Source organism: Lysinibacillus sp. NPDC093712 (genome assembly GCF_050280025.1).
Classification (GTDB): domain Bacteria; phylum Bacillota; class Bacilli; order Bacillales_A; family Planococcaceae; genus Lysinibacillus.
Genome location: NZ_JBNNUU010000004.1, coordinates 158,959 through 166,931, shown reverse-complemented (window position 1 = coordinate 166,931; position 7,973 = coordinate 158,959). Strand labels below are relative to the sequence as shown.

The window sequence follows — 7,973 nt, the reverse complement described above, 5'->3', positions numbered from 1 at the left end:
TAAAATATAAGCACCTGAAATTTCTTTTCAGGTGCTTATATTTTTGCTATGATTAAATAGCACATTTATGTATAAAGAATAGTCCTAAAAGGAGGATTTTTAGTATGGCATTAGTATCTATGAAAGAGATGTTAATTAAAGCAAAGGCAGAAGGTTATGCAGTTGGTCAATTCAACATCAACAACCTTGAATGGACACAAGCAATTTTACAAGCAGCGGAAGAAGAGAAATCACCTGTAATCCTTGGCGTATCTGAAGGCGCAGGTAAATATATGGGTGGATTTATCTCAGTAGTACACATGGTAAAAGGATTAATGGAATCTTATGGTATTACAGTTCCAGTTGCTATTCATCTTGACCATGGTTCTAGCTTTGAAAAGTGTAAAGAAGCTATTGATGCAGGATTTACTTCTGTTATGATTGATGCTTCACACCATTCTTTCGAAGAAAATATCGCAACTACTTCAAAAGTAGTTGAATATGCACATGCCAAAGGTGTCTCTGTAGAAGCTGAGCTTGGAACAGTTGGTGGGGACGAGGATGGCGTAATTGGTGGTATTATGTACGCTGATCCAGAAGAATGCCGTAAAATGGTTGAATTAACAGATATTGATTGCCTAGCACCAGCACTTGGCTCTGTACATGGTCCTTACAAAGGAGAACCAAACTTAGGCTTTAAGGAAATGGAGGAAATCTCAAACTTAGCAGATCTTCCTTTAGTATTACATGGTGGTACAGGTATTCCAACAAAAGATATTCAACGCTCAATTTCATTAGGTACTGCTAAAATTAACGTTAATACTGAAAATCAAATCGCAGCTACAAAAGTGATTCGTGAAATTTTGGACAATGATAAAGATGTTTACGATCCTCGTAAATTCTTAGCGCCAGCTCGTGAAGCGATTAAAACAACAGTTGTCGGTAAAATCCGTGAATTTGGAAGTGCACAAAAAGCATAATTTAGCTTCTTATATTGTACAAAAGCAAAGATGAATACACATAATAAGAGAAGTGTTGATGCTCGCAATCGACCTTCTCTTGTTTTTGACATAATAACTTTTTTGAAAAAAATTAAAAATATAAACAAATAGGGTTTAGGAGGAAATATTATGAAATTCTTTATTGATACAGCAAACTTTGACGAAATTAAAGAAGCACACGCATGGGGTATTTTATCAGGTGTTACGACAAATCCATCATTAGTTGCAAAAGAGGAAAACGTTTCTTTTCATGATCGACTACGTGAAATTGCAGAGCTTGTAGACGGCTCAGTAAGTGGAGAGGTAATTGCATTAGAAGCTGAAGGAATGATTAAAGAAGGTCTAGAATTAGCTGCGATCGCACCGAATATCACAGTTAAATTACCGATGACACCAGCTGGCTTAGAGGCTTGCCGCTTCTTTGCAAACAAAGGCATTAAAACAAACGTAACACTAATTTTTAGTGCAAACCAAGCATTAATGGCTGCGCGTGCGGGTGCTACATATGTATCACCATTTATCGGCCGTTTAGATGATATTGGTCAAAATGGTGTAGAGCTTATTGAAACAATTTCAGATATTTTTACAATCCATAACATTGAAACGCAAATTATTGCCGCATCTATTCGTCACCCTCAACACATAACGGCGGCAGCTCTTGCGGGCGCTCATATTTCAACAACTCCTTTTAAAGTATTAAAACAACTTTTCCACCATCCATTAACGGAAAAAGGAATTGAAGGATTTTTAGCGGATTGGAATAAGCGAAAAGGTGAATAATAAGATTATAAAGTGAGTCAAATGCTAAAATTACTTTCCAATCATGAGGGAGAACGCAAAATGGATGTTTATAAAATTACAGGCGAAAATCGTCTAAAAGGTACAATTAAAGTTAGTGGTGCAAAAAATAGTGCAGTCGCCTTAATACCAGCATCAATTTTGGCGAACTCTCCAGTGACAATTGGAGGGATTCCAGAAATTTCAGATGCTTGGACTTTAAAAGCCTTGTTAGAAGAAATCGGTGGAGAAGTACAATTTGAGAATGGCAAAATGATTATTGATCCTTCCGAAATGCTTGCACTACCTTTGCCAAATGGTAATGTGAAAAAACTCCGTGCCTCTTATTATTTAATGGGGGCAATGCTCGGTCGCTTCAAAAAGGCTGTCATTGGCTTGCCAGGTGGTTGCTTCTTAGGACCGCGTCCGATTGATCAACACATTAAAGGCTTTGAGGCACTTGGTGCTAAAATTACAAACGAGCACGGTGCGATTTATTTACGTGCAGAAGAATTAATTGGTGCCAAAATTTATTTAGATGTCGCAAGTGTTGGCGCTACAATCAATATTATGTTGGCAGCAGTACGTGCAAAGGGTCGTACGGTTATTGAAAATGCAGCAAAAGAACCTGAAATAATCGACGTAGCAACACTTCTTACAAATATGGGTGCCAATATTAAAGGTGCTGGTACAAGTGTAATTCGTATCGAAGGTGTTGATGAGCTGCACGGTACGGAGCATACAATTATTCCTGACCGTATTGAAGCTGCAACTTTTATGATTATGGCAGCAGCAGTTGGCGACGGCATTACGATAGACAATGTAATTCCGCTACATTTAGAGGCAATTACTGCAAAGCTTCGTGAAATGGGCGTCAAGATTGATATAGGTGACGAAAGCATTTTTGTTCCAAAAACAGACCTATCTACATTGCAGGCAGTTGATGTTAAGACGATTGTGTATCCTGGATTCCCTACAGATATTCAGCAACCACTTTCTGTGTTAATGACACAGGCATTTGGCTCCTCAAAAATTACAGATACGATCTATTCGGCTCGGTTTAAACATATTGATGAGCTACGTCGTATGAATGCCAACGCACGTGTAGAAGGGAATACAGCGATAATTACCGGTCAGAGTAAATTACATGGCTCAAGCGTAACTGCAACAGACCTTCGCGCGGGTGCAGCATTAGTATTAGCTGGCCTATTAGCAGAAGGTGAAACTGAAATTCACGATATCTATCATATTGAACGTGGCTATAGCTCACTTATTGAAAAATTACGTGACTTAGGCGCAGATATTCGACGTGAAACAATTATGGTCAGTGTTGCAGAGGCAAAGGAATAATGTGAGGTAAAAGTTTCGAGCCAATTATGTTACAATAAAGGTAATTTGAATGTTTCGGCACAATGAAACATGCCGATAACGGGAGGCAAAACAACAATGGAACGCAGTTTATCGATGGAAGTAGTACGAGTAACAGAGGCAGCAGCAATCGCATCCGGGAAATGGATGGGTCGCGGTTTGAAAATTGAGGCAGATGATGCAGCAACGACAGCAATGCGCTCAATGTTCGATACGATTCCAATGCATGCTACAGTAGTTATTGGGGAAGGTGAAATGGACGAAGCGCCAATGCTTTATATCGGTGAAGAGCTTGGCCTTCGTAATGGCGGTCCTCAAGTAGACATAGCAGTCGATCCTTTAGAAGGTACAAATATAGTAGCAAAAGGTACAAATGGTGCAATGACTGTATTAGCAATTGCTGATAAGGGTAATCTGTTAAATGCACCAGATATGTATATGGAGAAAATCGCTGTAGGACCAGAAGCGGCAGGAAAAGTTGATATTAATGCCTCTGTTACTTATAATTTATTACAAGTAGCGAAAGCAAAAAATAAAGATATTTCTGATGTAGTAGCTACTCTATTAGATCGCCCTCGCCATCAAGCAATAGTAGATGAGATTCGTGAAGCGGGAGCACGTATTAAATTTATTCAAGATGGAGATGTTGGTGCTGCTATTAACACGGCATTCGATGAAACAGGCATCGACATTATGTTTGGAATGGGCGGCGCACCAGAAGGTGTTATTTCAGCTGTTGCATTAAAATGCCTAGGCGGAGACTTCCAGGCCAAATTAGTGCCAGAAAACGAAGAACAGTTAGAACGCTGTAAACAAATGGGCGTAGATGTAGAGAAAGTTCTTTACTTAGATGACTTAGTAAAAGGTGACGATGCAATTTTTGCAGCAACTGCAGTCACTGATTGTGAGCTATTAAAAGGTGTTCAGTACAAAGGAGCTTACGCATTAACACATTCAGTTGTTATGCGAGCAAAATCAGGTACTGTACGATTTGTAGAAGGTCGTCACGCGCTTGATAAAAAACCTAGCTATTAATAATATTTTCTTCTAAAATATACCTAGTGCAACTTATTGCACTAGGTACCTTCTTCTTCATTAAAACCATCCCATAGTTTTACTTAAAACTTCTATGTTTACCCCAATACATGCATTATATTTTGAAAAAGACTGGAGTTGTGCATATGTCTGCATTGACAATCGCTCAATTAGAAAACATGACGTTAAAAGAGCTTTACGCCCTCGCACGCCAATACAAAATTTCGTATTATAGCAAACTAACGAAAAAGGAATTAATTTTTGCTATTTTGAAAACGCGTTCAGAGCAAGAGGGTTATTTCTTTATGGAAGGGGTACTTGAAATTGTTTCGCAAGAGGGCTTCGGCTTCCTTCGTCCAATAAATTACTCACCGAGTAAAGAAGATATTTATATTTCTGCTTCTCAAATTCGTCGTTTTGATCTTCGTAATGGGGATAAGGTGTCTGGCAAAGTACGCCCACCTAAAGAAAATGAACGTTACTATGGCTTACTACAGGTTGACGCTGTAAATGGAGAAGACCCTGAAGTAGCAAAAGAACGTGTTCACTTCCCAGCATTAACACCGTTATATCCTGATCGACAAATTAAGCTTGAAACAACACAGAGCAATCTATCAACACGTATTATGGATTTAGTAGCACCAGTAGGATTTGGTCAACGTGGTTTAATCGTTGCGCCTCCAAAAGCTGGTAAAACATCTTTACTTAAAGAAATTGCCAATGCCATTACTACGAATCATCCTGAGGCGGAGTTAATCGTCTTACTTATAGATGAGCGCCCTGAGGAAGTTACGGACATCGAGCGTTCAGTAAATGCGGATGTCGTGAGTTCTACGTTCGATGAAGTACCAGAAAATCATGTTAAGGTAGCGGAAATCGTATTAGAACGAGCTCGCCGTTTAGTAGAACATAAACGTGACGTTATTATTTTAATGGACTCTATTACGCGTCTTGCACGTGCGTATAACTTAGTTATTCCACCGAGCGGTCGTACGCTTTCAGGTGGTATCGACCCTGCTGCCTTCCATAGACCAAAACGATTCTTCGGTTCTGCTCGTAATATCGAAGAAGGTGGTAGCTTAACAATTTTAGCTACAGCTTTAGTAGATACAGGATCACGTATGGATGAAGTAATCTATGAGGAATTTAAAGGGACTGGTAACTTAGAGTTGCACTTAGATCGTCAATTAGCAGAGCGTCGTATTTTCCCTGCGCTTGATATTCGTCGTTCAGGTACACGTAAGGAAGAATTACTTCTTGAACCAGAACAACTTGAAAAACTATGGGCGATTCGCAAAACATTTTCAGATGCACCAGATTTTGCAGAGCGTTTCTTGAAAAAAATACGCACAACAAAATCAAACGAAGAATTCTTCGAAAAATTAAATGAAGATATGAAAAAGGCCACTAAAGGTAAAGGGCTACTTTAAAAATAAAGACACCATTGACTAGTAATAGTTAATGGTGTCTTTATTTTGTCATTTAACTGCCGTTGATTTCCGCTACTTTAAAGTGCCAGGCACTCAAACAATTTTACTAGTTGATTGGAGCGGAGGGCGGCGACTCCTGCGGGAACGCACAGAACGTAAGACGCAATAAACCGCGCGCCAGCGAGGGTTGCGGCTTACGTGTGTGCCCGCGGAAAGCGTCCGCCTGTAGCGGAAATCAACGACGCACAATTTACCGCTACTCTGACACCAGTAACTAATAATAGTAATTGGTGTTTTTTTCTTGCGCTCTAAAAATTATAATGAAATTGATAATCATTATCAATATAATGATGGTATGTCTTATTAGTTGAGGAGAACGCTATGAATTATGATGCTTACATGCTCCTATGGGAAAATGCACATATCAAGGTAAAACACATTGAATACGTATTTAACAACGAGGTGCAAAAAAAAGAAGTAATGAATTACAGTTCGTTATTAATCATAACAGTTGGTGAAGCAGAAATTGTTATTGGAAATAATCCTTATCATGTGCAACGATTTAGCATTTTTCATATTGGAAAGTCCCAAACACTACATATAAAATCAAAAAAGCCTTTGAATTACTTCCTAATTCACTATAAAGGCGATGTCATTTATGCCGATGCCTTTATGCAACATTTACAAATGCAATATCAGCCTTTTCAAACAGAGTTCTCATGTGTTCCTGCTAATCCTATTGTGATTCACAAGTTGTTACACGACATGTTTAACAAGTGGCAGACAGGTTCTATTCATGAGCATGTATTTGTAAAAGCATCCTTTTATGAGCTCATTTATCGTGTGTTTCAAGAGCTTGCTGAAGGGCAGGGTAGACCACATGAAATAGATAAGGTAGAATTAGCACGTTTGTTTTTAGAAGAACATATAAATGAGCCGTTATCAATACAAACGCTAGCAGATTCACTCCAAATTAGTACACGACATTTATTACGCATTTTTAAAGCTCGTTATGGAATAGGGCCACAAATTTATTTGCAGCAACTCAAAATTAAACGCGCAAAACAATATTTAATAGCCAATCAATATGACATTAAAGAAATTGCGGTTTCTCTTGGATATGAGGATGAATACTATTTTAGTAGAGCCTTTAAAAAGGAGACAAGTATGGCGCCAAGTATTTTTAGGCTGAAATATACAGCCGTTATGTCCGAAATCGCTATTACAAATGAGAATCATTTTCAATACAATAAGAATCAGCTCGAGCAAGCAAAACGATTTAAGATTGGGGAAAATGAAGTCATGATGAAAAAAATGCTTAAACATATAAAGACGCCCTTTTTGCTAAGTTTGTTAGTTTTACTAGCAGCGTGTGGTGAGGATACAAAACAACAAGCAGAAAATAATGATAGTGTACCTAAAACAGAAGAAGCAGAGACTAAAACTATTACGGACGACAGTGGCCGAGAAGTAGAAATTCCAGTAAAAGCACAGCGTATTGTGACAGACTGGTATATGGGACAAATCCTTGCATTGGATGTTGTGCCAGTAGGAGCAATCACAGCCAATTTAGACTATGCAGCATTTTTAAAACCGTACTATAAAGACGGAGAAATTACGAATGTCGGAACAGACGGTAATGCATCATTAGAAAAGATTTTAGAATTAAAGCCAGATTTAATCATTACATGGAATCCAGAAGATGTTGAAAAATATGAAAAAATTGCACCGACAATCGTTTTTTCTGATACAGCCTATAATTCAGCTACTGATGAGGTCAAAGCAATGGGCGAATTTTTAGGAAGACAGGAAGAAGCAGACGCATTTGTCAAAGATTTTGAAAATCGTGTAACGCAAGCACAACAAAAAATAAATGCTGCTATTCCAGATGGTGCTACTTTTACGATTTATGATTTATTTGAAAAAAATGCAACTGTTGTTGGAAATTCAAGTGTGTCAGGAGGACGAGCACTCTACCAAATTCTTGGTGTAAAACCACAAGAAAAAATTCAGGAGCTATTTGATACAAAGGAATCAAATGGCGGGCGCTATGAAATCTCCTATGAAGTAGTCGGTGATTATGTTGGTGATTACGTCTTCGTTATTAATTTCTTTAATAAAGACGGGAAACTCCCTCCAACTTGGACAAATCTTGATGTTATCAAAAATAATAAAACAATTCCTTTAGAAGCGGAATACTATTTTGCTTCCGATCCTTTATCTGGACTACATCAAGCAGAAGATTTAGCTGACAAAATAGTAGAGTATACAAAGTCTCAGGAAAAATAAAAAGTAGAAATGTGGAGAACACATGAGGTGAGCTACCTGATTTGCAATTAGGTAGCTTTCATTTAATAGAGCATAAACAATGCATGTTTATTAG

Annotated in this window: 6 protein-coding genes; all 6 read left to right on the top strand. The window is 38.2% G+C overall.

The window, feature by feature from the left end:
• The first annotated feature begins 104 nt into the window (after nt 1-104).
• The 6 genes from ACQKNX_RS16325 (at nt 105) to ACQKNX_RS16300 (ending at nt 7,879) form a co-directional block, all read left to right on the top strand.
• Nucleotides 105-959, top strand: coding sequence for a class II fructose-bisphosphate aldolase (locus tag ACQKNX_RS16325; protein WP_427429787.1), 855 nt, complete (start codon nt 105-107; stop codon nt 957-959).
• Between the two features lie 150 nt (nt 960-1,109).
• A complete protein-coding gene (fsa, locus tag ACQKNX_RS16320) occupies nt 1,110-1,760 on the top strand; it encodes a fructose-6-phosphate aldolase (protein ID WP_427429786.1) in 651 nt (216 codons plus the stop codon).
• Nucleotides 1,761-1,820: 60 nt separating this feature from the next.
• Complete coding sequence (locus ACQKNX_RS16315; protein WP_427429785.1) at nt 1,821-3,107, top strand: UDP-N-acetylglucosamine 1-carboxyvinyltransferase; 1,287 nt, start codon at nt 1,821-1,823, stop codon at nt 3,105-3,107.
• A 96-nt stretch (nt 3,108-3,203) separates the two neighbouring features.
• A complete protein-coding gene (glpX, locus tag ACQKNX_RS16310; RefSeq protein WP_427429784.1) occupies nt 3,204-4,160 on the top strand; it encodes a class II fructose-bisphosphatase in 957 nt (318 codons plus the stop codon).
• 146 nt (nt 4,161-4,306) lie between these two features.
• Nucleotides 4,307-5,590, top strand: a complete 1,284-nt coding sequence (rho, locus tag ACQKNX_RS16305) for a transcription termination factor Rho (RefSeq protein WP_340821000.1) — start codon at nt 4,307-4,309, stop codon at nt 5,588-5,590.
• A gap of 381 nt (nt 5,591-5,971) precedes the next feature.
• The gene (locus tag ACQKNX_RS16300) at nt 5,972-7,879 is read left to right on the top strand and encodes an AraC family transcriptional regulator (protein WP_427429783.1); all 1,908 of its coding nucleotides are present in this window, start codon (nt 5,972-5,974) and stop codon (nt 7,877-7,879) included.
• Nucleotides 7,880-7,973: the final 94 nt, after the last annotated feature.

Coding starts and splice junctions, on each gene's coding strand:
- ACQKNX_RS16300 (WP_427429783.1), top strand. CDS start 5,972: ATGAATTATGATGCTTACATGCTCCTATGGGAAAATGCACATATCAAG.
- ACQKNX_RS16325 (WP_427429787.1), top strand. CDS start 105: ATGGCATTAGTATCTATGAAAGAGATGTTAATTAAAGCAAAGGCAGAA.
- ACQKNX_RS16315 (WP_427429785.1), top strand. CDS start 1,821: ATGGATGTTTATAAAATTACAGGCGAAAATCGTCTAAAAGGTACAATT.
- glpX (WP_427429784.1), top strand. CDS start 3,204: ATGGAACGCAGTTTATCGATGGAAGTAGTACGAGTAACAGAGGCAGCA.
- rho (WP_340821000.1), top strand. CDS start 4,307: ATGTCTGCATTGACAATCGCTCAATTAGAAAACATGACGTTAAAAGAG.
- fsa (WP_427429786.1), top strand. CDS start 1,110: ATGAAATTCTTTATTGATACAGCAAACTTTGACGAAATTAAAGAAGCA.